The 26,222-nt window shown below is 38.5% G+C and carries 23 protein-coding genes and 4 tRNA genes; 8 read left to right on the forward strand and 19 right to left on the reverse strand.

All coding sequences use genetic code 11. From position 1 onward, the window contains the following. Positions 1-64: 64 nt before the first annotated feature. From H5122_RS01030 to H5122_RS01105, 16 genes are all read right to left on the reverse strand, one after another. Positions 65-493 (reverse strand): hypothetical protein, encoded by a 429-nt coding sequence (locus H5122_RS01030; RefSeq protein ID WP_182682106.1) that lies wholly within the window; start codon positions 491-493, stop codon positions 65-67. After that, the gene (locus tag H5122_RS01035) at positions 477-950 is read right to left on the reverse strand and encodes a type II toxin-antitoxin system HicB family antitoxin (RefSeq protein ID WP_182682107.1); all 474 of its coding nucleotides are present in this window, start codon (positions 948-950) and stop codon (positions 477-479) included. The genes H5122_RS01030 and H5122_RS01035 overlap by 17 nt, the downstream gene beginning before the upstream one ends. Next, positions 940-1,191 (reverse strand): type II toxin-antitoxin system HicA family toxin, encoded by a 252-nt coding sequence (locus tag H5122_RS01040; protein WP_182682108.1) that lies wholly within the window; start codon positions 1,189-1,191, stop codon positions 940-942. The genes H5122_RS01035 and H5122_RS01040 overlap by 11 nt, the downstream gene beginning before the upstream one ends. A 67-nt stretch (positions 1,192-1,258) precedes the next feature. Continuing rightward, positions 1,259-1,891, reverse strand: a complete 633-nt coding sequence (gene nth / locus H5122_RS01045) for an endonuclease III (protein WP_182682109.1) — start codon at positions 1,889-1,891, stop codon at positions 1,259-1,261. Positions 1,892-1,940: 49 nt separating this feature from the next. After that, positions 1,941-2,639: an electron transport complex subunit E gene (locus H5122_RS01050; RefSeq protein ID WP_039487268.1), complete on the reverse strand. Its 699-nt coding sequence runs from the start codon at positions 2,637-2,639 to the stop codon at positions 1,941-1,943. Further along, positions 2,636-3,277, reverse strand: a complete 642-nt coding sequence (gene rsxG, locus H5122_RS01055) for an electron transport complex subunit RsxG (protein WP_149602385.1) — start codon at positions 3,275-3,277, stop codon at positions 2,636-2,638. Before rsxG ends, H5122_RS01050 begins: the two co-directional genes overlap by 4 nt. Then, complete coding sequence (gene rsxD, locus H5122_RS01060; RefSeq protein ID WP_182682110.1) at positions 3,274-4,332, reverse strand: electron transport complex subunit RsxD; 1,059 nt, start codon at positions 4,330-4,332, stop codon at positions 3,274-3,276. The genes rsxG and rsxD overlap by 4 nt, the downstream gene beginning before the upstream one ends. Next, positions 4,329-6,896 carry an electron transport complex subunit RsxC gene (gene rsxC / locus H5122_RS01065; protein ID WP_182682111.1) on the reverse strand — a complete coding sequence of 856 codons (2,568 nt, stop codon included), beginning with the start codon at positions 6,894-6,896 and terminating at the stop codon, positions 4,329-4,331. The genes rsxD and rsxC overlap by 4 nt, the downstream gene beginning before the upstream one ends. An 8-nt stretch (positions 6,897-6,904) precedes the next feature. Then, positions 6,905-7,459 (reverse strand): electron transport complex subunit RsxB, encoded by a 555-nt coding sequence (gene rsxB, locus H5122_RS01070; protein WP_154903411.1) that lies wholly within the window; start codon positions 7,457-7,459, stop codon positions 6,905-6,907. 1 nt (position 7,460) lies between these two features. Then, positions 7,461-8,042, reverse strand: coding sequence for an electron transport complex subunit RsxA (gene rsxA, locus H5122_RS01075; protein ID WP_182682112.1), 582 nt, complete (start codon positions 8,040-8,042; stop codon positions 7,461-7,463). Between the two features lie 81 nt (positions 8,043-8,123). After that, the gene (locus H5122_RS01080; RefSeq protein ID WP_182673833.1) at positions 8,124-8,942 is read right to left on the reverse strand and encodes an ABC transporter substrate-binding protein; all 819 of its coding nucleotides are present in this window, start codon (positions 8,940-8,942) and stop codon (positions 8,124-8,126) included. Positions 8,943-8,957: 15 nt separating this feature from the next. Beyond that, a complete protein-coding gene (locus tag H5122_RS01085; RefSeq protein ID WP_182682113.1) occupies positions 8,958-10,901 on the reverse strand; it encodes an EAL domain-containing protein in 1,944 nt (647 codons plus the stop codon). Between the two features lie 148 nt (positions 10,902-11,049). Beyond that, a tRNA-Asn gene (locus tag H5122_RS01090) sits at positions 11,050-11,126 on the reverse strand. A gap of 29 nt (positions 11,127-11,155) precedes the next feature. After that, positions 11,156-11,232 (reverse strand) — tRNA-Asn (locus tag H5122_RS01095). A 21-nt stretch (positions 11,233-11,253) separates the two neighbouring features. Continuing rightward, a tRNA-Asn gene (locus tag H5122_RS01100) sits at positions 11,254-11,330 on the reverse strand. A gap of 21 nt (positions 11,331-11,351) precedes the next feature. After that, positions 11,352-11,428, reverse strand: a tRNA-Asn gene (locus tag H5122_RS01105). A gap of 1,052 nt (positions 11,429-12,480) precedes the next feature. On the opposite strand from H5122_RS01105, the gene H5122_RS01110 reads away from it, so the two are divergent. From H5122_RS01110 to H5122_RS01130, 5 genes are all read left to right on the forward strand, one after another. Continuing rightward, positions 12,481-13,860 carry an MATE family efflux transporter gene (locus tag H5122_RS01110; RefSeq protein WP_138489356.1) on the forward strand — a complete coding sequence of 460 codons (1,380 nt, stop codon included), beginning with the start codon at positions 12,481-12,483 and terminating at the stop codon, positions 13,858-13,860. After that, complete coding sequence (uvrB, locus tag H5122_RS01115) at positions 13,857-15,851, forward strand: excinuclease ABC subunit UvrB (protein WP_154903414.1); 1,995 nt, start codon at positions 13,857-13,859, stop codon at positions 15,849-15,851. The genes H5122_RS01110 and uvrB overlap by 4 nt, the downstream gene beginning before the upstream one ends. A gap of 2 nt (positions 15,852-15,853) precedes the next feature. After that, positions 15,854-16,792, forward strand: a complete 939-nt coding sequence (locus H5122_RS01120; RefSeq protein ID WP_182682114.1) for a class I SAM-dependent methyltransferase — start codon at positions 15,854-15,856, stop codon at positions 16,790-16,792. After that, positions 16,793-17,473 carry a tRNA (adenine(22)-N(1))-methyltransferase TrmK gene (locus H5122_RS01125; RefSeq protein WP_182682115.1) on the forward strand — a complete coding sequence of 227 codons (681 nt, stop codon included), beginning with the start codon at positions 16,793-16,795 and terminating at the stop codon, positions 17,471-17,473. A gap of 101 nt (positions 17,474-17,574) precedes the next feature. Further along, positions 17,575-18,597: a hypothetical protein gene (locus tag H5122_RS01130; protein ID WP_182682116.1), complete on the forward strand. Its 1,023-nt coding sequence runs from the start codon at positions 17,575-17,577 to the stop codon at positions 18,595-18,597. A gap of 4 nt (positions 18,598-18,601) precedes the next feature. Here H5122_RS01130 and H5122_RS01135 read toward each other — a convergent pair whose 3' ends face one another. Then, complete coding sequence (locus tag H5122_RS01135) at positions 18,602-18,844, reverse strand: hypothetical protein (RefSeq protein ID WP_010553668.1); 243 nt, start codon at positions 18,842-18,844, stop codon at positions 18,602-18,604. 208 nt (positions 18,845-19,052) lie between these two features. On the opposite strand from H5122_RS01135, the gene H5122_RS01140 reads away from it, so the two are divergent. Continuing rightward, on the forward strand, positions 19,053-19,502 hold the full coding sequence (locus H5122_RS01140; protein ID WP_007378935.1) for an isoprenylcysteine carboxylmethyltransferase family protein: 450 nt from the start codon (positions 19,053-19,055) through the stop codon (positions 19,500-19,502). A 94-nt stretch (positions 19,503-19,596) separates the two neighbouring features. Here the strand turns inward: H5122_RS01140 and queC are convergent, their stop codons facing one another. Further along, on the reverse strand, positions 19,597-20,253 hold the full coding sequence (gene queC / locus H5122_RS01145) for a 7-cyano-7-deazaguanine synthase QueC (RefSeq protein WP_002960416.1): 657 nt from the start codon (positions 20,251-20,253) through the stop codon (positions 19,597-19,599). A 145-nt stretch (positions 20,254-20,398) separates the two neighbouring features. Between queC and queE the strand changes: the two genes are divergently transcribed. Both queE and H5122_RS01155 read left to right on the forward strand, forming a co-directional pair. Beyond that, positions 20,399-21,064: a 7-carboxy-7-deazaguanine synthase QueE gene (queE, locus tag H5122_RS01150; RefSeq protein WP_024591014.1), complete on the forward strand. Its 666-nt coding sequence runs from the start codon at positions 20,399-20,401 to the stop codon at positions 21,062-21,064. A gap of 255 nt (positions 21,065-21,319) precedes the next feature. Continuing rightward, on the forward strand, positions 21,320-22,063 hold the full coding sequence (locus H5122_RS01155; protein WP_182682117.1) for a class I SAM-dependent methyltransferase: 744 nt from the start codon (positions 21,320-21,322) through the stop codon (positions 22,061-22,063). A gap of 326 nt (positions 22,064-22,389) precedes the next feature. Here the strand turns inward: H5122_RS01155 and H5122_RS01160 are convergent, their stop codons facing one another. Further along, positions 22,390-25,974: an SIR2 family protein gene (locus H5122_RS01160; protein WP_182682118.1), complete on the reverse strand. Its 3,585-nt coding sequence runs from the start codon at positions 25,972-25,974 to the stop codon at positions 22,390-22,392. Positions 25,975-26,222 lie beyond the last annotated feature (248 nt).

Here is a 26,222-nt window from a genome sequence, read left to right on the forward strand (position 1 = left end):
GATATTTAATTACGGTGTGGGGTTTGTAACTTGTAGTGGCCACATAAAGTGGCCAAGAGGTACTTTATGGTTGAAGAGGGATTTTAATACTTCTAAACCGTGTATCCATTAAAAATTTATTTATGTATTCATTCATATAAAAATGAGCATCTTTTTCAAAGTACCACTCATTACCATCATGAAGCTTTTGGAATTGCCCTAAATCATACTTAGAATGGTACGCTAAAGAAAATTCTGAACTGAAGTTAAATAATTCAGTTTTGTCATCACACTCATCTATTGTGTCACTACCATCGTTATTAATATAACCTTTTACAGTAATAAAATAAGATACTTCATATATTTCATCTTTGACCGCAGTAATTTTTGGTATAGAAAGCTCGATAGTTACAAAGCCATCACTGTTAGCTACGTTTAAACTTTCGATTTGCTCAGATTCTTTGAAAACAAAAGAGGATATTTTTTTTCCCGCAAGATTAATGGCTTCTAACATTATTTTCACCTTTCAACGTTGTGTGAGTAGACCTAAGCCAATCCATATCTGCATGAATAGGTAATCTAGTTAACTCTTTTACTTCAGCAGCTGAATTAATTGTTAAATTAATATTGGTAGTATTAGATAACCTATTTTCAATAGACTTTGATACGTATTGGTTTAATGTTTCTCCGCATGCTGTTGCGGCGTATGCTGCTTCTTTATGAAGCAGGGGCGTAACTCGAATATTGAATGACCCTTTAAAAGGTTTATCAGGTTCTTTTCCTAGGATTTTACAAGTGTCTAGGTAATCATCAACAGAGTTATGAAACTCATTGATTAATTCAGGTAAAGTATCTGCACCAAAAACAATACTATCCCTGATATGCTCGATACGTCCTACAAGACACTCATCTTCAATTGAAAAATCAATTGAAGCTAAATAGCCTTTATATGATATGGATTTATTGCTCATTACGATAATCCTTTATTAACTGAATTGCTTCTTTAATGACATACTGTTTCACTTCATTTCCAGGATGAGGCTCATGCCAGCTGGCATAAAGGCTCATTTCTTTATTAATAAATTTTCTCCTAGAACCACTCCCTTCAAGAATTTCAAAGCCTAAACCTTCCATAATTGAGCACAAATCTTTCCAAATAAATGTTTTAGGCTTGGTTAATAATTTTGCGATTAACTTTTCTTGTTTACCCATAATATAGATGTCCATTCCTGAGGGTGCAACTATATATTAGTTGCAAAATATGTCAATTAGTTCATTTTTATTCAGTCTTATCTTTAAACTCACACAAGTCTTCAATAATACAGCTGCCACACTTTGGTTTACGTGCTACGCAGGTGTAACGTCCGTGAAGAATCAACCAGTGATGTACGTCTACTTTAAATTCTTTTGGTACAACCTTTTCAAGCTTTTGTTCTACAGCTACAACATCTTTACCCATGGCAAGCTTGGTACGATTAGATACACGAAATATATGTGTATCTACGGCTATTACAGGCCAGCCAAAGGCTGTATTGAGTACAACATTAGCGGTTTTACGGCCAACGCCTGGTAGGGCTTCTAGGGCTTCACGATTTTCTGGCACGATGCTGTTATGTTCATCCACCAAAATTTGGCACATTTTGAACACGTTGGCGGCTTTAGAGTTAAATAAGCCGATGGTTTTTATATAATCACGCAGTGTATCGTGACCTAAATCTAAAATGGCTTGTGGTGTATTAGCAACAGGGAACAACTTTCGAGTGGCTTTATTAACGCCTACATCAGTTGCTTGTGCTGAAAGAGTTACTGCTACTAGTAACTCAAATGGGCTTGAATATTCAAGCTCTGTAACTGGGTGCGGGTTATCGTCGCGCAGGCGCGACAGTATTTGGTGACGTTTTTCTTTATTCATGCAACTTAAAACGTATTAGTGCAAATTGTTGCTCTAATACGTTTTCCCCTTAAGTTAAGCTAGTAACACGTGCTCGAGGGCCTTTTTCAGCCTCTGGCGGTGCAACTTGTTTTGATTTTATTTGTGCGTCAATTACGTTTTTTGCAGCAATAAGCAGCCCAAGCCCTAGAAAGGCACCCGGTGGTAAAATTGCCAGTAAAAATTGGTTATCAAAGTTAAATACTTCTATACGCAAGCTCTGTGCCCATGGGCCAAGTAATAAATCGGCTCCGTCAAACAGCGTACCTTGGCCAATTAATTCACGCATAGCCCCTAATACTAACAATACAGCCATAAAGCCTAAGCCCATCATTAAGCCGTCAAATGCTGATAAATGAACAGGATTTTTAGAGGCGTATGCTTCGGCGCGGCCAATAATGGCGCAGTTAGTTACAATCAACGGGATAAAAATTCCCAATGATTGATATAAACCAAAGGTATAAGCGTTCATAAGTAATTGAACTATTGTTACAAAGCCCGCGATGATCATTACAAATACAGGTATACGAATATCTTTTGGTACCCAGTTACGCACAATCGATACGGTAACATTTGAGCCTATTAGTACGAGTAAAGTTGCTAAGCCTAAACCTAAGGCATTTGTTACAGTTGAGGTAACGGCAAGTAACGGGCATAAACCTAAAAGCTGTACAAGGGCAGGGTTATTTACCCATACACCTTCTTTGTATAATGTTTTTAACTCACTCATTTAGCTACCTCCATACATTCGGCATTAGGTGCTGCAAAAATATCATCAAAATTAGTTTGTGCGAACAATACGGCATTTTTAACAGAGCCCACAACAGCACGTGGCGTTATGGTCGCGCCTGTAAATTGATCAAACTGGCCGCCATCTTTTTTAACAGCCCAGCGAGCGTCTTCTTCGCCTTCAACCGTTAAGCTTTTAAATGTTGTGATCCAAAGTGATTTTTTAACTTCTACTTTGTCGCCTAAACCAGGGGTTTCTTCGTGTTTAGTCGTACGCACGCCAGCAATAGTGCCATCGCTCAATACAGCTGTTAATAAGTTAATATCGCCACTGTAGCCGTTTGGCGTAACATGCCTAATAACAACAGCGACTGGTTTATTATTTTTACGAGCACGATAAATTACTTGATTTGCGTATGGGCCTAGTTTTTCGTCAGTAATAACTACGCAATCTTGTGATAATTGATTGTCGTACGATTTTGGGTCGAGCACTTCTTGTAGCTGCGCAGTAAGTTGCAGTTGTTCTTGCTCTGCAATTTTATCGGCAGTAAGCGCGTTGATAGAGGCAACTAAGCCCGTTGTTGCTAACGCAAACGCAGTTAAAATAGCACCATTTTTAGCCATTGACGAAATGATCATTTTACTGCTCCATGGCCATAAGTACGTGGCTGTGTGTAGTAGTCTATTAGCGGCACTGCAATATTAATCAATAATACGCTAAATGCGATGGCATCAGGAAAACCACCAAAGGTACGAATTAAATAAATTAGTAAGCCAATTAGTGCGCCATAAATTAAGCGCCCTTTGTTAGTTGTTGCTGCAGATACCGGATCGGTTGCTATAAAAAAGGCTCCCATCATAGTGGCACCACTTAATAAGTGAAATAGGGTGCCCGGCTCTGTACCAGGTGATGCGATATATCCAATAGCACTACATACAGCTAAAGTTGCGATAAAACTGACAGGAATATGCCAGTTAATTATTTTTGCTTTTAGTAAGTATAAACCACCCATTAAATAGCCTAAATTAACCCAGGCCCAACCAAGGCCAGCCCATTCGTTAAATATTGACTTTTGCATACTTTCGGTAACGGTTAAACCGTGGGCTATGTCTGTTTTAACAGTATCCAGCGGGGTTGCCATTGTTAGGCCATCAACCCCTGCGCGTACTTGATCTAGGCTAAACCCAGAGGCCGTAAAATCGGTAAATATTAGCCTTAGCTGATCTGCAAAGCCTATTGGCGTATTTATTAAATCGGTAACAGGCAACCATGCGGTCATTTGTACCGGAAACGAAACTAAAAGCAGTACATAAGCCGCCATTGCTGGATTGAATAAGTTAAACCCAAGGCCGCCATAAAGCTGTTTAACTATAACAATAGAAAATAAACAGCCAATCACGATTATCCACCAAGGGGCAAGTGGTGGAATACTCAATGCCAATAACACGGCAGTAAGCCACGCACTGCCATCACTTAATGCAGGCCAAACAGGGCGCTTTCGTATTAGCATTATTGCAGCTTCAAATACGCTTACAGCAACAAGCGCTAGTACCAATTGAATAAGTACACCTGTTCCAAAAAAGAAAACTTGAGCAATTAGCCCAGGAATACACGCAGCAATAACGCTAAGCATTAATCGCGTTAACGATTTATGGCTGTGATTATGCGGCGAACTGGCCATGGTTAATTTCATGACTGATTATTTCCTTCTTTTTGTAACTTTTTAGCTTTTGCTCTCGCAATTGCAGCAGCCACGGCGGCTTTTTTCTTATCGTCGGCTGATTTAGGTTTATCTACGTTAATAAGATCTGATGAGTCATCGGTGTTACTTTCTGCACTCTTAGGTGCTGCGCTATCAACTTGTAGCTGAGTTTGTTCGGTATCTTCTAGTGCTTTAGCTGCTTTTTTAGCTTTAGCACGAGCTATGGCCGCCGCTACCGCTGCTTTTTTATCATCAACAGGGGCATCACTTTGTGGCTCTTCACTTGTGGCTTGCTCAGCGTCTTCTAATGCTTTAGCTGCTTTTTTAGCTTTAGCACGAGCTATGGCCGCCGCTACCGTTGCTTTTTTATCATCAACAGGGGCATCACTTTGTGGCTCTTCACTCACGGTTTGCTCAGCGTCTTCTAATGCTTTAGCTGCTTTTTTAGCTTTAGCACGAGCTATGGCCGCCGCTACTGCTGCCTTTTTGTCATCAACAGGGGCATCACTTTGTGGCACTTCACTTGTTGTTTGTTCAGCGTTATCTAATGCTTGTGCTGCCTTTTTGGCTTTAGCGCGAGCAATGGCTGCAGCGACTGCTGATTTTTTATTATCAGCAGGCGTATCGCTTTGTGGCTCTTCACTCACGGTTTGCTCAGCGTCTTCTAATGCTTTAGCCGCTTTTTTAGCTTTTGCACGAGCAATGGCCGCCGCTACGGCTGCTTTTTTGTCATCAACGGGGGCATCAGTTTGTGGCTCTTCACTTGTTGTTTGTTCAGCGTTATCTAATGCTTGTGCTGCTTTTTTAGCTTTAGCGCGAGCAATGGCTGCAGCGACTGCTGATTTTTTATCATCAACGGGTGCAGTCTCAGCCGATTCATCTGTTTGCGATTTTTGCTCTTTATATTTACGCGCTTGTTCTTTACGTAGTGCGCGCTCTTTTGCTACTTCGCTGTTGTCTGGCTCTAGTTCTTCGCCTTCTTGCTTTTTAACTTTAGCGCGTGCAATAGCGGCAGCAACAGCTGATTTTTCATCGCCGTTATCTGATTTATTTTTAACACGGGCTAGTGCCTCAGCTACTTTTTGCTTTTCGTCAGCAGACTTAGCAGCAGGTTTGCGTTTATGGCGGTTTTGGCGTTCTTCTTGCTCACGCTCTAAACGTTCTTTTCGGGCATCAAAACGCTCTTTTGCTCTGTCGGCTTTAATTTTGTCAGCTTGTTGTTCTTTAATTTCAACTTTGGCTATACGGTAGTACTGTACAAGAGGGATTTCGCTTGGGCACACGTATGCACAGGCACCACATTCAATACAGTCAAATAAATTGTGCTCTTGTAGTTTGTCGTACTCTTTTGATTTAGCAAACCACTGCAATTGTTGTGGCAATAAAGAAGCAGGGCAGGCATCGGCACAGGCGCTACAACGTATACAGGCTTTTTCAGGGCCGGGTTCCGCTAGCTCTTTATGATCAGGCGCTAAAATACAGTTAGTGGTTTTAACTATGCCAATACGTACTGTGGGTAGTGTAAAGCCCATCATTGGGCCGCCCATCACAACACTTTGCTGCGGCACAGGCGAGAACCCTTGGCAATCAAGTAAGTGTTTTATTTCAGTACCAAGTAGTGCCCATACATTTCCAGGTTTATGAATAGTGTTGCCTGTTACTGTAACTATACGTTCAATTAGCGGTTTGCCTTCATAAACGGCTTGTTGTACGGCAAACAAAGTACCCGTGTTATGCACTAAAATACCAATATCGGCTGGAATACCAATGCTAGGAACTTCACGGTTAGTAAGTAATTTAATTAATTGCTTTTCACCGCCAGATGGATAAATAGTTGGCACCGTTTGAATAATAATTTTTGAGTTATGCTCAGCTGCTTGCTTCATTGCTGCAATAGCTTCAGGCTTGTTATCTTCTATACCCACAATGCACAGTGTTGGGTTTAAAAGTTGCTGCATTATTTCAATACCTTGGATAACTTCTTTAGCGTGTTCGCGCATTAAAACGTCATCGGCAGTAATATAAGGTTCGCACTCAACTGCATTTACAATCAAAAATTCGATAGGTTGCTTAGTATCTGCTTTTACATAAGTAGGAAAACCAGCACCACCCATACCGCTAATACCGGCTTGGTGAATAATATTTATAAGCTCATCATGGCTAAGCTCAGCAGGATTTTTATTTTTATTTAGAGCTACCCATTCGTCTTTGCCGTCTGGTTCAATAATAACACTTAGTTCAGGCAGGGCCGATGGATGTGCTGATGGCATAGGTGCAATATCAGTAACCACACCAGAGCTTGGCGCATGCACAGGTACCGACCAGTTAGCAGCAGGCTCTGTTAGTGGTTGGCCTTTTAAGACGTGTTGGCCTTTTTCTACAAGTAACTTACCATTTGCGCCTATATGCTGCTTAAGCGCAACAATGAGTTTGTCGGGCAAAGGTAGGCGAGTGATACTCGCACTATTAGAGAGTGATTTTTGTTGTGGTGGGTGTATGCCGCCAGGAAATGCCCACACGGTGCCTTTTTTTATTTGTTCAAGTAACTTGTCCACTCAAACCTCTAATCTATTTGTGTAACAGGAATAGCGTCTAGCTGCCATTTCCAGTTTTGTTTAGTTTCGGCTACAGGTAGCATATCAATGCAATCTACAGGGCAAGGCTCAACACATAAATCACAGCCAGTACATTCATCAATTAACACTGTATGCATTTGACGAGTTGCGCCTAAAATAGCGTCAACTGGGCAGGCTTGAATACATTTGGTACAGCCAATACATTCGTCTTCACGAATATAAGCCACTGTTTTTACAGGTTCTGCTTGCTCGCCACCGGCAAGTGGTTTTTCATCAACCCCCATTAAGCCGGCAAGCTTTTTCATGGTAGATTCGCCGCCTGGTGGGCATTTATTTATTTCATCGCCATTAGCTATGGCTTCGGCGTAAGGGCGACAACCCGGGTAGCCACATTGTCCGCATTGAGTTTGCGGTAAAATAGTATCAATTTGCTCAACAATAGGGTTACCTTCAACGCGAAAGCGAATTGCTGCAAACCCTAAAATAAGTCCAAAAATGAGTGCTAGCGAACCAATCGCTATCAAGGCATAAAACAAGGTCATATTAAAACTTCACTAATCCAGTAAAACCCATAAACGCCATCGACATTAAGCCTGCAGTGATCATTGCAATAGAGGCGCCTTTAAAAGGCGTAGGAACGTCAGCAGATGCTAAACGCTCTCGTAGTGCTGCAAACAATACAAGCACTAAAGAAAAACCAACCGCAGCACCAAAGCCATATACCGCAGATTGTAAAAACGAATGATCTTCTTTGATATTTAATAAAGCCACACCTAATACCGCACAGTTAGTGGTGATCAGCGGTAAAAATATGCCTAATAAACGATATAGAGTAGGGCTGGTTTTACGCACAACCATTTCGGTAAATTGCACTACAACGGCAATCACTAAAATAAAGCTCATGGTGCGTAAAAAGGCGATATCCAGAGGGATTAAAATATATTGATTAACTAAATAGCTAGTTACAGAGGCAAGGGTAAGCACAAACGTGGTTGCCAAAGACATACCAATCGCCGTATCAAGCTTACCTGATACGCCCATAAACGGACATAAGCCTAAAAATTGTACTAATACAAAGTTATTAACCAGAACGGTTCCAATTAATAACAAGACATATTCTGTCATGTGTGCCTCACGCTATAATAAACGTGGGTATTATCCTTTTTTCTTTATCGATTAACAACACATGAGAAGCAAATAAACGACTCAATCAGTAATGATATTAAAGCGACTTAAGATTTCAGGTGTAATTAGAATAGGATCAATATTATACGGCTTTAAAATATCTTTAAATTGATCGTGTTCTTGGTATAAATCTAATAGTGCTTTATTAAACAGGGCGATTTTTTCAGGAGATAATTGAATTTTATTAAACCCAATAAAATAGGGGGATTCGCTTTGTAAAAAAGCCAAATTAACATGATGTAAGTTAAATTGTTTTAGCCTAGCGCGCGCTTGTAAAGTATTGGCAAAATATCCATCTATACGGTTATTTTCTATCATTTTTACACCCGTACCATTGGCATCAGTGAGTAAAACGATATCAAATTCTCTCAATCCGTCTTTGATCATTTGTTGCTGTATTTTGATTAGTTGAAAAGATGCATTTGAAGGGCCAAAAACAGCAATTTGCATTTTTTGTAGATCATTGAGGCTTTTAATGGTTTTTTTAGCACCTTCAGGTTGAAAAAAACCATATTGCATTTTCATAAGCGGAATCGAAAAGTAAAGCCATTCGTTGCGGTCAATATTCCAGCCCATAGGAAAGTTTCCTTGAGCTTGCAGGTTTTTTAACATCAGCTTAGAGCGACGATTTGGTACGCTAATAAACTCACATTTATAATTGAGGCGTTTACACGCTAAGGTAAGTATATCAACAAAGGGGCCAGTGGCATTATTGCTTTCATCAACAAATGAAAATGGAGGATAGTTGTGAGTGCTAAAAACTAATTCTTTTTGCGGGGCGCTTGCGTACAAACTCAAAGGCATAATAAAAAGTATAATAAAGGTAACTACTCTTTTCATGATGCCTCCAATAGACTATATGTCTTTAGGTTTTTCTATGTAATAACCTTGAACGCCATCTAAACACAACGTTTCTATAATGTGTTTCTCTTCTTGGCTCTCAACGCCTTCAGCAAATACGCTAACACCAATGCGGTGGGCTAAATCGACCATTAAGCGCATAAAGTACTGATTATTTTTATCATCTTCTAGGCCGCGAGTATAACTTGCATCCATTTTAATAAAATCAGGTTTTAAATCGCGGAAAAACTTAAATGAAGTTAAGCCAACACCAAAACGTTCAACAGTTACGCGTGCGCCAACACGGTGAACCATGTCGATAAAGCGCTTACTAGCTTTGATGTTTTGCTGTAAACCAAACTCGCTAACCTCAAATACTAGTTTAGATGCAATATGCGTATCTTTCAATAATCGGCGCTCTAGCCAAATTACAAACTGATCGTTGTGTGCACTTGAGGCTGTTACGTTTAAACCAAAAAACTTTTCAGATAAATTACGGCTTTTAACCTTTTCAAGAGAAGAGTCGATGATCAGGCGATCAATTTCTATTGCCATATCAAGTTTTTCGGCCATTGCTAAAAAAGAAGCGGTAGGCAGTACTTGATTGTCTTCTGTTTTAAATCGAACTTGTACTTCAGCGTAGGCTTTTATGCTTTTACCAAGCGGCATAATGTTTTGCATCACTAAATGCACACGCTTAGATTCAATAACTTCCTTAATAACCTTACGCCAGTTTTGATTACCAAACCCCGCACTTACGTTATTAACTAAATCGGTTTCGCGTTGTACATGCCATGCATTCACTTGTTTTGACTGCGCCATGCTCATCGCGTTATCAACAACAGAAAGTAGTTCGCCTAACGGTTTACCTTTTTCGTAACCCACAATACCCGTATTAGCTACCGAGCTTAACTCTTGGTTTTGTTGGTACTGCGTGAAGCGCGATTGCAGGTTTTCACCAAAGCGCTCAGCTTCTTTTAAAGGAATGTGGGGGAGTACTACCGCAAAATCAGAGCTGTTTAATCTAAATACTTGGCTACCCGTGTAAGTGCCGCTTATGTGCTTAATAATATCAGCAACGCCTTTAACGTACTCGTCACCTTTTTGATAACCACGGCTTTGGTTTATAGCTTGTAGTTCGCTACAACGAACCATAGCTAAAGAGCCAAATGTACTTTGCTCAGTGTTTTCAATATTTTTTTCGTAGTACTCAACAAACATATTACGATTACCAAGCGAGGTAATTACATCTTTGTACGCTTCATGCTTGATAGTCATAGCAGCGCTTTGTATGTCTTCGTTTTTGTTTTTTAAAAAATGTGATAACCGATTAAAACTAGGTACTAAATCTTTTCCCATTTTTTTCAATCGAGTGCCATCTAATGCTGCTTCTAAATCATTATCAAGTTGGTTTTGATTGATATAAATATCGATAATGTCAGCAACTGTTGTACTTATATTTTTATTTAAATGATAAAAAATGGATTTCATTAGAATTATTGGAATAATAACTAAAATGGCAGAAATCAAAATAACAATAAAAAGGGACGTTTGTAGCTGCGACGCTAAATACTCAATATTAAGTACAAATTCAACTTTTATATCTGCGGCATCGTTTACAGCAAACTGTGGGCGTACAGAGTTAAAGTTAGAGAGTACAAAATCAGCAAACATTGGTAATTGAGTAGGGGGGTTAATGCTAAATACTTCAGCACCTTGGTAATCTCTTAGGGTAAAGCTTGAAAACGTATTACCATCTGCAATTGATTGTTTTAAATTTTGAGCAGAAATATCGTCTAAAGAAAGGTCATTAATATACTTAGTAACAGTTTTTTGTGCATTTTTTTGTGCATCACTTACCGCAGTATCAAAGCTTATAGATATGAAGTAGCTTCCTGCTGCAACACACAATAACCAAGAGATAATTTGTATAAAAATAAGTTTTTTAAATCCAGCCATGTTTTCAGTCTTTTAATAATCAAAAGGGAAGGAATCAAGTCCTTGATTAATAAACTAAGTACAGCGCATTAAAGAATTAAACTAATGCTTTAGTTATATAAGGAAGAGTAGTGGAAATAGCTTGGAATGTCTATGAAATTCTTAGAATTGGCTCCCCCTCCCCGACTCGAACGGGGGACCTGCGGATTAACAGTCCGTCGCTCTAACCAACTGAGCTAAGGGGGAACTAAAGTACTGATATTATTATGATGATTTGGCTCCCCCTCCCCGACTCGAACGGGGGACCTGCGGATTAACAGTCCGTCGCTCTAACCAACTGAGCTAAGGGGGAACTACATCATAAACATAAACTTGGCTCCCCCTCCCCGACTCGAACGGGGGACCTGCGGATTAACAGTCCGTCGCTCTAACCAACTGAGCTAAGGGGGAATCGTTTATGGTTGAAAAACTTGGCTCCCCCTCCCCGACTCGAACGGGGGACCTGCGGATTAACAGTCCGTCGCTCTAACCAACTGAGCTAAGGGGGAAGCGTCTTGCCTTTCAACGGGGCGAAATATTAATGATGGAGCCGCAAAGTGTCAACATATAAAAGTCATAAATTGAAAAAAGAGGTTTATTCGTTGTTTTTGTGTTCGATCTGCGTGATTTATAGCTCTATTAAAGCTATTTTTTTGAGAATTTAAGAATACTAATGCGAGTTTTATTATTATTGAGTCTTTAAATTGGTTAAATTAAACACGCCATTAAAGCCACTTGTAATCAAAAAACAACTCAAAAACATAAAATTTCATTTTTTACTTTGGGGTATTCTTCGTATTTATTTACTTTTTTATTTTAATTTTCTAAAAATATACCTGCACGAATAGTCATAAAAGTATTTTCCCCCTTAATAGTGATCCAATTTTGTTCTATAAATTGAGCATTTATTATCTTCGCTCAAAAATAGAACAATCAATAACTTAACTTTGTATTAAACGTTTTTTATTTACTAACGTATAACTATGTTAAGAAGAAAAATCGGCAAGCTTGCGTTTTCAGTGTGAGTTTATAAAAATGCCACAATTAGCAAATCAACAATTGGTTGGACCTCAGTGAAAATTGCGAGTCTCTCAAGGCCTTTATAAATGCGGCTTTGAATGAGTTATCCACGGTTTCTGTGGATAACTCTGTTTATGAAACTTTAAGAACATCATCGGCACCAATGTTTTAGGGTGCTACAACGATTTCAAGCTTTTAAATCACTATTTTTTATTCATTGTAAAACAGTAGGTTATGTTTTGCTGGCTAATAGATGTAACTCCATGAATGAATTTTTTCGTAACGATAAACCAAGTAGTTGCTTTGTGTAAAAAAGCATCAGATAACACAGGGTGTTTGTAATAAAAGTTATAAAAATGTGTTTTAATTGTTTTTTGGCGTGTTTAGGCTCTATTTTAACAAAAAGATGTAAAAACCAAGTTTTACTATTTTTTAGAATATTTACTTCCGTAATTACATCAATTGTAGTGATAAATCCGTGGCTTGAACTGCCTTGATGCTTTAAAATGATTCGTTCAGTAAAAAGAGGCCTATTTATTTCATGCGCGCAATTTCAAAATCTCAGACTCGCCCAGATTTACTAAACGATCCTATCTTGCCTACATTAAAGACGATGACCATACCGATGATATTCGGCATGATCACACTAATGATGTTCAATATTGTAGACACCTTTTTTATAAGTTTACTTGGCACCGAACCATTAGCTGCCGTGAGCTTTACATTTCCAGTTACTTTTACCGTTATCAGCTTAGCAATAGGGCTGGGGATCGGTACATCAGCAGTAATAGCGAAAGCGCTCGGCAGTAATAAAATTGATGAAGCACGTTTTGATGCCAGTATTTCTTTAATGGTTGGTGTGGTTTTGGTTATTGTGTTGTCATCTGTTGGATATTTACTGATTGACCCCATATTTACTTTGCTAGGAGCGGGCGCACAAGTATTGCCGTTAATACACGAATACATGAATGTATGGTTTATCGGTAGCGTATTTTTAATAACTCCAATGATTGGTAATTCGGTACTGCGTGCCAGCGGTGATACCAAAACGCCAAGTATAGTAATGGGCGGGGCCGGGCTGATAAACGCCGTACTTGACCCAATACTAATATTTGGCTTTGGGCCGGTACCCGCGTTAGGAATTCAAGGCGCTGCCATAGCAAGTGTTGTTGCATGGTCGGTCGCTGTGGTTATTATTTTATATATATTAGCGGTTAAAAAACGTTTGTTGAGTCTCAAAGCGGGCAAGCAAACTGTAACTGGCGCTATTCGTAAAATATTAAAAATTGGTTTACCTGCTGCAGGTGCAAACATGCTTACACCCGTTGCAATGGCTGTAATGACCGCCTTAGTAGCGCATCATGGGCCAGAAGCCGTGGCCGCATTTGGAGTAGGAAGCCGGATAGAATCTATTGCAAGTATTTTAGTGCTTGCGTTATCGATGACTTTACCGCCATTTGTGAGTCAAAACTTTGGGGCTGGCAAATTATGCCGTGTTAAAGAAGCGTATACCGGCACACTAAAATTTGTGATGGTATGGCAATTTGCCATTTACGTATTACTAATTGCATTTTCAGGTGTTATAAGCCAATTATTTGGTAAAGAACAAGCCGTAATAGATGTAATTAAGCTCTTTATTTATACCATCCCACTAAGCTATGGCTTACAAGGGGTGATCATATTATCAAACTCATCGTTTAATGCTTTACACAAACCAATGAACGCATTGGTACTAAGCGTTATTCGTTTATTCATATTTTATGTACCATTTGCTTATATCGGCAACGAAATAGCCGGATTATTAGGGTTATTTATAGGCGCTGCCATAGGTAATTTATTTACAGCAATAGTGGCATATAAATGGTTTATGAAAAAACTAGAAGCGCTGAGCGGCGAATCGTTACAGGAGTGCAATAATTGAGCGACCATTTTCAGTTAAAATCACATTTCAAACCAGCAGGCGATCAGCCTACCGCCATTAAACAGCTATGCGAAGGGTTAGAAGCGGGGCTTGCACACCAAACGTTATTAGGTGCCACCGGTACAGGTAAAACCTTTACTATGGCCAATATTATTAGCGATTTAAATCGTCCAACAATAATAATGGCGCACAATAAAACATTGGCTGCGCAGCTATACGGCGAGATGAAAGAGTTTTTTCCTAAAAACGCGGTTGAATACTTTGTATCGTATTACGATTACTACCAGCCAGAAGCCTATGTTGTATCTAGCGACACATTTATTGAAAAAGATGCTTCGATAAACGAGCACATAGAGCAAATGCGTTTAAGTGCGACCAAAGCATTGCTTGAGCGTCGCGACACCATTATTGTGGCATCGGTATCGGCTATTTATGGTTTGGGTGACCCTAAATCGTACATGAAAATGATGCTACTTTTAAAAGTGGGCGAAAAAGTCGATCAACGCGACATGCTACGCCGCCTTGCTGAAATACAATATACCCGCAATGATATAGATTTTAGCCGAGGTACATACCGTGTACGTGGCGAAGTAGTTGATATATTCCCAGCTGAGTCAGACACTTTTGCTGTACGTGTAGAAATGTTTGATGATGAAATAGAACGCTTAAGTATTTTTGACCCGCTTACCGGTGCAATTGAAAAGCACATAGTGCGCGCTACTATTTATCCTAAAACGCACTATGTTACCCCGCGTGAAAAAATACTTGGCGCTATCGAAAAAATAAAAGAAGAACTAAAAGAGCGACGCGCCCAGTTACTCAGTGCAAACAAGTTAGTAGAAGAGCAACGTGTAGCACAGCGAACGCAATACGATATAGAAATGATGACCGAGCTAGGTTATTGCTCGGGTATAGAAAACTACAGCCGTTATTTATCGGGTCGTACGCCAGGCGATCCGCCGCCAACATTGCTTGATTACCTACCTGATGACGCATTAATGATTATTGATGAATCGCATGTAACCGTATCGCAAATTGGCGCAATGTATAAAGGCGACAGAAGCCGCAAAGAAAACCTTGTTGAGTATGGTTTTAGAATGCCCTCCGCAATGGATAATAGGCCATTGCGTTTTGAAGAATTTGAAGCCATAGCACCACAAACTATTTATGTATCGGCAACGCCTGGCGACTTTGAGTTAGAACGCAGCGCAGGCGAAGTAGCAGAGCAAGTAATTCGCCCAACAGGGCTGCTCGACCCACTTATAGAAGTACGTCCTGTGGGCGATCAGGTTGATGATTTACTCTCAGAAATATACAAAAGTGTGGAGAAGGGCGAACGCGTACTGGTAACTACACTTACTAAACGTATGTCTGAGGATTTAACTGACTACCTAAGCGAGCATAATGTTAAAGTACGTTACTTACATTCAGACATTGATACCGTTGAGCGCGTAGAAATAATTCGTGACTTACGAGCTGGCGTATTTGATGTGTTAGTGGGTATTAACTTACTGCGAGAAGGCCTTGATATGCCAGAAGTGGCACTTGTTGCCATACTTGATGCTGACAAAGAGGGCTTTTTACGCTCAGCTCGCTCGCTGATACAAACCATTGGCCGTGCTGCGCGTCACTTAGATGGCCGCGCTATTTTATATGGCGACAGAATTACAAAATCAATGGCAAAAGCCATGGACGAAACAGCACGCAGGCGCGAAATTCAGCATGCATACAACGTTGAGCACGGTATAGAGCCTCATGCTCTGGCTAAAAAAATACTTGATGTAATGGATGTAGGCGAAGAAGCGGCTCCTAAAGACAACCTTAAACTTATTCGTAAAGAGTCTAAAAAGGTACTTAGTGCGAAAGAAATTGCCGTGCAAATTAAGCAGCTTGAAACCAAAATGCATGCATACGCAAGCGACCTAGAATTTGAAAAAGCGGGCTCTGTTCGCGATGAAATACATGAACTACAACAACAGTTGATTAATTAAAAATGACAGCAAACTTTACACCTCTTATTACTGCGCTTGAAAACGCGCCAATTTTAAAAAATGAACTGTGTCGTGTTTTTCATGGCCGAGGCCACAGCGTCGAAGCATTAAGCCATATTAATTTAGACTTTTACCCGCCAAGTTTATTTTTGGTTTCGTACGATGAAATTGATGAGCAAACACTAAGCGAGCTCACCAATGTTGTGTGGCAGTGGGCACAAAAAAATCAGCCTGAGCTTATTACGTCACTTGTGTACCAGCAACGTGCTGGCGTACAAAGCCAAAACACCGTGGTTTATGGGCAATTACCTAACCCGCATGTTGTAACTGAAAACGGCATTCGCTTTTTGGTTGATTTACAAAGCCGCCAAAATACCGGAATATTTCCCGATATGCGCAGCGGCCGTGAATTTGTAATGGCTAACAGCAAGCATGGCAAAGTGCTTAATTTGTTTTCGTATACATGTGGGTTTTCGCTTGCCGCCATGCAAGGCGGGGCAGATCATGTGATGAACATGGATATGAGCAAAGGCGTGCTTAAAGTCGGCAAGCAAAACCATCAGCTAAATGGTTTTGAGCGCGGCGTCAGTTTTTTACCTCACGATATTTTAAAATCGTTTGGAAAACTAAAAAAAGCAGCCCCGTTTGATTTAATAATAGTTGATCCGCCAAGCTTTCAAAAAGGCAGCTTTATATTAACTAAAGACTATCAAAAAGTGCTGCGCAGGTTGCCAGAGCTACTTTGCGATACCACACAATTACTATTGTGTGCGAATAGCCCAGAGCTTAGCGAAGATGCATTTAAAGCGTTAATAAACGAGAACACCCAAGGCGCAATTGAATTTGTTGAGCGCCTAGCCCCCACCGAGCGTTTTATTGAAGTAGACAGCGACAAAAGTTTAAAAGCGCTTGTCTATAAAACGTCACAAATACCTGCTTAAATGAAGCTCAGTAAACGCCTAACTGCCATTGATAAATTAATTTCGCAGCATCACGATATTATTTGGGATTGTTGCTGCGACCATGGTTATTTAGGCATGGCGCTATTAAAACGCGCAGCTGCAAACCACGTTATTTTTGTAGATATAGTCGCCACTTTAATGAACGATTTAGAAGCGCAATTATCATCTATTAATAAATTACAAAAAACCTGTGATAAAAACCCGCAGTGGCAGGTCTTATGTCAGGATGTAGGCAAAATAGAAATTGCTCAAAGTAAAAGCCAAGTAGTTGTAATAGCAGGTGTTGGCGGTGAGCTGTTGTTAAGTTTAGTACAACAAATTATTGCTAATAACGCAGTGGAGCATTTAAATAATGTTCGGTTTATTTTATGCCCCGTGCATCACACTTATAAGTTGCGAGTAGGTTTAAAACAACTTGGTTTAGGGCTTATAAGTGAGCAAATAGTTTACGACAACAAACGTTTTTATGAAGTGATTGAAGTGAGCTTTAGTACCAATATTGAGATTAGCCATACCGGCAAAAAAATGTGGGACTTTGCTAGTACAGAGCACGTTATGTATCAACGGCAACTCATAAATCATTATAATAAAATGCTCAATAAAGATAAGCCATACTATCAAAAAGTTATAACAGACTATCAAGAACTCACCGATAGTTAAAAAAGCCCAAAAGTAGGGCGTACATGTGATCTAATTACGACATTGACGACGTAATGTGTTCATAGTTTATATCGCACAACGCGAGTTTATTTGGTTTATTTATGTCAGATAACAAGAGTCACATTAATCATTTGCTTAGCAATGAGCAAAAATGGCAACACAGTTACGAGCAACCTATTTCTTATGCACCCCTTGTGCAATTGGCTAATAGTAATTGGGTGGTGCCACAGCATTTTTTACGTTACAAGCACACGCTTCAAAGCGTAAACGAAGTACTTGAGAGTATTGAGTTTTCGGCTCACTTTAGGGTGCTTGCTGCACAAAAAGGTGAAGAAATTTACCTGCAAGTAGCAGTGCTGAGCCCTGATAACTACCAAAAAAGCGCATCTACTAATGAAGCCAAAGCTAAAAAACTATTATTTGGCAGACGTTGGATAGTAGAGGAAAACTTACCTACCTCAGAGCTTATTCAAACCGCATTTTTAGCGTTAAAAGTAGCGCGAGAACATGAAGTAAGAGAACTTTTTCAGTTAATGCAAAGCGGCGCAACAAGCACGCCATTTAACAATCACCACGACTTACCTGTAATGGCGCAAAACCCTGAACTTGTTAAAAGCGAAGCGGTTACAGGTAACGTTGATGAAGTGCTTAAACGTATTGTATTTGCAGGAAAAAGTATTGAGCTTAAAAGTCAGCAGCAAGTAGCCGAGCAACATTTATATACTGTTGAACTGTTGTGTGAGGATTGCCAGCTTAGCGAGTTTAACAAAAAAACAATTGCGTTTTTAACAGCAGACTCATCCGCTAATAGTTTTTTACATGGCTTAATTGCGGCATTGGTGGCCACAAGTAATGACTACGTAAACGAGCAGTTTAAATACAAAGGTTTTGCCCGCTTTAGTAAGCACGTTGTGGTTGAACAAATAGGTAACCTAAGTATCGCTATGCGTTCGCCAAGTACCGTAGGGCTTTGCTCTATGGGTAAGCAACATGCTAATCAGTTAAATTTTGAGATAGACAGTGGGCGAGCACCACAGGGCTGCGGGCAAGCTATTGGTGGGTTTTTAGCTGCTCACGGCATTGAGCAGCCAGAAAATGCGCATTTATATCCAAATTACTTATAACAACTTAAAGTTTATTAATTTCATCTTTAACGTTAAAGCTTGAATCAGTAACAATAGCCTCAAGTGTTTGTACACGCTCTTTTAATGCAAGCACTTGTGCGTTTGTTTCAGCTAATTGTTTATGGGCATCGCTGTTGTTGTTTTGCATTTTATGCTTAAACTCAAGATGCTTTTTATACATATCGTAAACTACTCCTGAGCCAACCGAAATTAGCACAATAAGTACAATCATCGTAGTTCCAGACATAACCTCATTCCTTATCATTTTATTATTCGTTTATGGTTAAAGTATAACCTTTAAGCGCTTTTGATAAAGCTGACAATTGTAACTTAATCTGTATAGTTCACTTAAGCCAAGCTTTGAGCGTGTTCATCATTTATACACTTTAGATATTGTTTAATGGCTGCATAGCCACCATATAATAAACATACTTTAGCCAATACAGTGAGTTGCCATGTTAAATAATAAAATTCCACCGGTTATCGTTGTGCTGTTTTTTGCAGGCATAATGGCGCTTATTGCGCATTACAGTGTTATTGATTTCACCGCCTTTATTACCTACCTAGCAGCAAGTTTGGTCATTATTGGGTGTGTTTTTTGTATTGCAGGTGTGGCGAGCTTTAAAATAGCAAACACCACAGTAAATCCTAATAAACCAGAGCAAGCGTCAAAACTTATTACGAGCGGCATTTATAAAATTTCGCGTAACCCAATGTATGTGGGTTTTGCATTTATTTTAGCAGGGTGGGGTGTTTGGTTAAGTTCCTTGTGGGCGCTTTTATGTATTATCGGGTTTATTGCCTATTTAACATTTTTTCAAATAATACCCGAGGAGCGTGCGCTCACTAAATTATTTGGCGAAGAGTTTACCGCTTACAAAGCGCGCGTAAAACGCTGGCTGTAATCAATATCATTGACTTAAAACCTGACAAACAAAAAAGGCTATCGATGATAGCCTTTTTTTGTTTGCAGCAATTGTATTACTAATTAATTGCGGCTTATTCGTATTCTAACGGGTCTGTAATGTTATTTAGTGCAAATGCTTCAAGGCGTTCTTGGCACGCGCCACATTTACCACAGGCCTTTTCACGGCCGTTATAACAGGTCCACGTTTGGCTGTAATCTAAACCCATTTCAATACCGTCGGTCAAAATACCAATTTTAGTATTATTTAAATACGGGCTAAAAATTTCTACCGCGTCGTAGTTAGCAATACGACACACATCATCCATTTTTTGCACAAATTCAGGACGGCAATCAGGGTAAATAGCATGATCCCCAGAATGAGCGCCGTAATAAACTTGGCTAGCTTTAAGTGATACCGCGTAGCCAACAGCAAGCGAGAGCAAAATCATATTACGATTAGGTACAATCGTACTTTTCATGCTTTCTTCTTCGTAATGGCCTTCAGGTACGTCAATATCATCAGTAAGTGATGAGCCACCAATAAGTTGGTTAATCGCCGAAATATCGACAATTTTATGTGGAACGTTTAATTTTTCACACACACTTGCCGCTACTTTAAGCTCTTTTACATGACGCTGACCATAGTCAAATGAAAGGGCATATACATCATGGCCTTGTTGCAGGGCTTTATTTAATACGGTAAATGAGTCCATACCGCCGGAATAAATAACAACTACTTTTTGCGTCATATCTGTTTTGCTCTTAGTTTTAATAGAGGTTTATATCAGGGCGCGATATACTACACGGCCGCAGCTTAAATAACAATTTTTGCACAGCGCTTTTTGGTTTTTTAATAGTAGCAATTTGGCTGCTAGGTAGTAAGTGAGATCTCTTTTGTACAAAATTAATGAAGTGTTTGAAACCATTCAAGGTGAAGCTAGCTTTACTGGCACACCCTCAATATTTTTACGTCTGCAAGGCTGCCCAGTAGGTTGCTCTTGGTGCGACACTAAGCAAACGTGGGATGTTGATAATGTATATAAAGTATCGCTGGATGAAACCGTAGAAAAAAAAGCCGACTCAGATCATTGGGCTAACGCCAGTGCAGAGCAAATTTTAGCTTTGTTTCAATCACGTGGGTATACCGCAAAGCATGTTGTAATTACTGGCGGCGAGCCATGCATGTTTGATTTAAATCCAGTATGTAACTTATTACATGAACACGGTTTTAGCACACAAATAGAAACCAGCGGCACGTTTGAAATACTCGCCCCAGAGCAAACATGGGTAACGGTATCGCCAAAAATCAATATGCGCGGCGGTTATGAAGTACTTACCAGCGCTATGAAGCGTGCCAACGAAATTAAACACCCCGTTGCGATGCAAAAGCACGTAGAAGAGCTAGAAGAATTATTTGCTAAAACAGGCGTTAATCCTAAGCTTGTTTATTTGCAGCCAATTAGCCAAAAAGTATCAGCAACAAAATTAGCAATCGACACCTGTATTGCCAAAAACTGGCGCCTATCAATACAAGTACATAAGTATTTAGGAATTAGTTAAAACCAGCTTAAAGTTATATTACGTATGTTGGGTAGAGCGAAGCTAAACCCAACAAATCTCCACTTCCGCACCATTTTCTAATAACCTTTCATAATATTTAAATACGTAGGTCGTGTACTTAGCTCGGATAACCGAAGCGCCACACGACAATTCTTAATTACATCGACTTTAAAGCTCATATCTTCTTCGCTAATAGCCATAACTAGTTTACTATGCGCGACTTAAAAATATTCTACTACTTACCACTAGGCTTATATGTCCGCAAACGCGCTTTACACCGACCTTTCTGATTACTACGACTTAATGTGTGCAGATATTAATTATCAAGCCCAAAGCAATTCTATTCACAGGCTGCACCAAATTTTTGGTAATGGCGCAAACACCCATCTAGATTTAGCATGTGGCACCGGCCCGCATGTACGCCACTTTATTGATAACGGTTATAAAAGTAGTGGGCTTGATTTAAACCAGCCAATGCTAGATAAAGCAAAAACGCGTTGCCCAGAAGCGCAATTTTCATTGCAAAACATGAGTGAATTTAAGGTAACTGAGCACTTGGATTTAATTACCTGCTTTTTGTATTCAATCCATTACTGCGACGGCATTAATAAACTAAAAGAGTGCCTTGCTAGCGTATACAATGCATTAAACGTAGGTGGAATATTTTGTTTTAACACTGTTGATAAAAACAAAATCGACAGCGATTCATTTGTAGAGCACACCGCAACAAGCGAAAATAGCTTCTTCACATTTCGCTCTGGCTGGCACTACAGTGGCACTGGCAGTAAACAGTTATTAAAACTCAGCATAGAAAAAACCACCGCAGACAACACACTCGTATGGCACGACGAGCACCCAATGGTTGCTTTTAGTTATACCGAGCTTAAAGAAGCATTAAAACCGTACTTCGAAATTCACATATTTGAACATGACTACGACAAAATAACCCCATGGGCAGAGCGCTCAGGCAACGCCATTTTCGTCTGCGTAAAAATTTAAGTTAAACACTCATCAAGAAGAGATAAAAGGTTGGGCAGAGCGCAGCGAAACCCAACGGACCTCCATATTCACGCCTCCAACAACCCCGCATTATATATTTGAAAACGTAGGTCGATAAGCGAAGCGCCATCCGACACAGTAACCTATTCAAGTTTCGGCGAATACAACAGCTAATTAATTATGATGTATGAAGTCAAGATTTGACCCCTTTGGTTTGCTTAAACGGAACTTTCTAATGGGTGACCCCTTTGGCTTTATTGGCTGCCAACAGCAGCCATTATTTAATTTTTGTATGTTAAATCAGGGGGGGGAGGAGTTCCCGAGCCTTACAATACATCGCTAGGTTCTAGCGATACAGAGTTAGGAAGTGGATAATGTTCAGGGTTGTACACTAAACCTGTCGGAATTTCTAACTCATCAAAGAGAAATTGCAAATAACGATAGTAGTATTTTTTAGCTAAATCAGATCCCTTTGAATGCACATCTTTGTATTCATGCTGATTATGCTCTTTTAAAAATTTGGCATACCAATATATGGCTTCTACGTAGTAATACTTAATATGTTCTAAATTTTTAATACCTAGATTGTAGTAGTTTCTAGCCTTTTCTAAGTCTGATTCACAAAAAGCAAGCATAAGGGACTTTAGGCCAAAGGTGTAGGGGTTAACATCAACCAATAAATTAATATACTCTTTATCGTAAGGTTTTTGCTTAGCCCTCACATAAGATATTTGTATTTTATCTAAATGTTCTTTTGCGTGCATTAAACTAAGATATTCATCAATTTCTGCTAAGTCCAAGGTGTCCGTTAACCATTTATATTCAAAGTGCGTTAAACCAAAAGTTATTGGTGGCTTTTGTTCTAAAATTCCTAAATTTATAGCTGTTGATGACTTAGTAATTGGAAAATTATCCTCACTTATAAGGTGGTATATATATGCTTGATTTCCTTCCAGAGCATAAATGTTAAGCGTGTTTTCAAATGTCATTAAGTCGCCAGTATCATCCTTGTCAAGTTGTTTTAAACTAGTTATTGGTATGTTTTTTTTAACTCTCTGAAAAACACGTTCAAAATCGCCATTAAAGTACTTGCATATATCAATAGCAGTTCCTACTGCTCGGTAATAAGTGCCTGAAAATATGGTGATATTTCTTTCTAGAGTGTTTATAATATTATTTAAAGAGCAAATTGTATTAAATAGCATACAGTTTGTATTGATATAAAATAGTTTATCTTTTTCAGGTATCGAACACTCATTCAAATAATCTATTATTTTTAATATATTCATTTGATTATCTTCAAAAAGTTTTAAAGCAAAACTCCTCTTAGGTTGGTCTTCTGAATCCAGCAAATCTCGAATTTTTCTGGTGAGTGTATTGTTATAGTGAAATACAGAATCAAAAAAAGCCGTGTTTTTTTCTCTATGAATAAATTGTCGTTCTGCGAATCGTCCAATAATCGATTGTAATTTTACTTTGTTTTGGCTTTCCTCAAGTAATGATTTGTTTTGTAATTTTTTTAAAACTTTTTCTTTTATTATATTTGTTTTTATATCTGTGTTTTTAGAATAACCCCCTATTCTCTTTAAATTTTGTATATTGATGCCATCAGGGAAAAGTGCTAACTTCTCTAAGGCTTCTTTTTCATTATCTAGTAACATATTATAAGAATATAATATTGAAGCGTAGAGCGACTTCTTTCTATCGATGTTTACGTCTACAGCATTATCAAATAAGCTTAAATCATCTTCAGATACATTAAAAATATCTGACTGAAGCTCTTTTTTTAATTCTAAAAGATTAGTATTTTGAAATATATTAGAGGTAATAACACTAATGGCTAAGGGGTTTCTATCTAGTAAATTTTCTATGATTTCGTCGCGAACCAACTTTTTTTCTTTAATGGATAGCTTTCTTTTCCCTAAATTCGAAATAAACAATTCGAAAGCTTCGTCTAAAGTCATTGGCCTCAATGTGTGAGGGATTTCACCAGCTATATTAAGAAGTTCACGTGATGTCACTAAGATTATAGCGAATTCCGACATAAAACTTAAAAGCTGCAATATTTGCTTTTTATCTTCTAATATTAAAAGGGTTTCAAAATTGTCTAAAATGATTAACCTAGATTCACCATCAAAATTATTAGACAGATGCTCTTCTAAGTGCTGTGCCTTTTCTAAATTAAAAGGTGAAGCAATACCTGATTTAAATTGATCAAAGTTTATTAGATGTTCACAATCAACAAACGCAACTCCACCATTGAACCGTCCTCGTTCAGCTAAGTGTATAGCTAAAACTTTTGCTAGAGTTGTTTTACCTAAACCTCCACTGCCTATGATATTGACAAAGCCGTTGTCATTTTCTAATTTTAATACCTCACGACTCAAGGTCACTAAATCCTCTTTACGACCTATAAATCTTTTTAGGAGGCACTTGTCTATATCTGAAGGTAATCTAGTTTCACTTTTAATGAATTTTTTGCTTGTATTTAAAGCTTTACTTTTCGAATCAGGTAATGCAATTTTTTCATAATTTAAGATTAAACCTATATCTTCAGCATACTTAATATTTTGCTTATTAAATATTTGAAATATAAAGTTAGTGAGGAATTTTTTATGCACCTTGGTCTCAACCAAAGGTAATACAAGTAAAGGGAACTCTATTCCTTGTAATTTCTCTTTATCTATGAGGGTGTCGGTTAAAATAAATACACCTTTTTTATTACCAAGAGCGGTGTTTTTTTGTAAATCGATAAGGTCTATTTTTGCTAGTGATATGTCTTCATCTTCTACAACTAGACGATTTTTTACAATCTTACTAGCAATAAAAACATAATCATAGTCATCTAGTTGTTGTAAGTGACTTAAAGATAATGTGAAGCAATCAATGCTAAAGGGTAATTTTTTTAGCTCTTTAATAATAGGGTGGTAATCTATATTTTGACCTAAAGGGTTAGCGGATAAAAAGACCACTTTAGTTTCTTTTGCTGTTATCGCAGTTGTTTTATTTTCAATTTTAGTTTCTTCATTGATAACTGCAGGAGTATCAATATAAGCTGCCATTTCATTAATCTTGCTAACAAGAGGTTCACCATAATCTTCAAAGGTTACTATCTGAATTGAAGTATCTTTGAGTCTTTTCTCAATTTCACATTTATTAGATTCTTTAATTAAAGCAAAATGAATTTTGCCATTACCTGAAAAAAGATCATTTTGTTTGTTTATTTCTGCTAGCAATTCAGCATCTGCTAAGCTACATCCGATAAATAGTAAATTTCGATTAGAAACTATATTCTTCAACGTTTGTAGGGCTGCTAAATATTCAGTCTCTGCTTGCTCTGATGTTGGGTATAATTTTGCGTAACTATCAGGAGTTAAAATTAATTTTTCAGAATTATCAATATGACCGTGTAAATGCCAGACAATTGGCTTTTGGGAATCGTTATGAATATTTGATAAATTTGCAGCTTTACTATTTTCAATTATTGATACTTGAGCTGAACTTCCTGGGTAGCTCCAAGAAAGGATACGGTCATAATTAAGTGTTATTATTTGTTTACTTAACTTCCATATGGCTTTAGGCAGTTCTGCACTTTTATCATCTAATGTATCAAGGTCTATATCTATTTTTTCTTGAATAAAATTATGCCAATGGCCATTTTTCAATCCTTCATAAGCATACTTAGCAGCTTGCTGATACTCTTCCTCCTCTAAAAAAGCCTCTACTAATTTTGCTTTATTATTTAATTGTTCACTTTTAAGTTTTTCTGCCGCACTTAAAAGTAAGTCTTTCCAGCTAGGAAACACTGGATTTCCATTTTTATCCTTGATTGACATCGAAACACCAGCACCAACCAACGGTATTATTTTTTTACTTGATAGGGCTTGCTGTAAAGATTGAGTAAGGCTCATGATTATAAATCCGTTTTTAAATAAAAAGGCTGAAAGGTAGTTAGCTACATCCCTGATTTGTATGTCAGAATATTGTGCATTAATAATTTTAAATAGACAAATACTGATTGTTTTTAAACATAATAAATTAAAACCAGAAGGGGGGAAATCTTGACTTCATACATCAAAACTATCGACTGCCTATTTATCCCTCGATCATGCTTTCACTTAACCAAAATACTTAATAACCAGCATAAAAAAAGCGTTGC

Origin of the sequence: Pseudoalteromonas sp. SG43-8, from assembly GCF_014164245.1 — a bacterium.
GTDB classification, from domain to species: domain Bacteria; phylum Pseudomonadota; class Gammaproteobacteria; order Enterobacterales; family Alteromonadaceae; genus Pseudoalteromonas; species Pseudoalteromonas distincta.